Origin of the sequence: Marinomonas gallaica (assembly GCF_001639745.1) — a bacterium.
Classification (GTDB): domain Bacteria; phylum Pseudomonadota; class Gammaproteobacteria; order Pseudomonadales; family Marinomonadaceae; genus Marinomonas; species Marinomonas gallaica.
On sequence record NZ_LTAX01000055.1, the window covers coordinates 1 to 385 of the forward strand.

Consider the following 385-nt stretch of genomic DNA (forward strand, 5'->3'; position numbering starts at 1 on the left):
GCGGGATGGAGCAGTCTGGTAGCTCGTCGGGCTCATAACCCGAAGGTCGTAGGTTCGAATCCTGCTCCCGCAACCAACTTAATAAGAATGAGTTGATTGCAATATTAAACATAGCTAGTGTTCTGAATCTATTTAATTCGATAGATTACATGGCGCGGGATGGAGCAGTCTGGTAGCTCGTCGGGCTCATAACCCGAAGGTCGTAGGTTCGAATCCTGCTCCCGCAACCAACTTAATAAGAATGAGTTGATTGCAATATTAAACATAGCTAGTGTTCTGAATCTATTTAATTCGATAGATTACATGGCGCGGGATGGAGCAGTCTGGTAGCTCGTCGGGCTCATAACCCGAAGGTCGTAGGTTCGAATCCTGCTCCCGCAACCAA

At 47.3% G+C, this 385-nt stretch carries 2 tRNA genes; both read left to right on the plus strand.

From position 1 onward, the window contains the following. The first annotated feature begins 153 nt into the window (after window positions 1-153). A tRNA-Met gene (locus AYW76_RS18560) sits at window positions 154-230 on the plus strand. A 77-nt stretch (window positions 231-307) separates the two neighbouring features. Next, a tRNA-Met gene (locus AYW76_RS18565) sits at window positions 308-384 on the plus strand. The last annotated feature ends 1 nt before the right edge of the window (window position 385 follow it).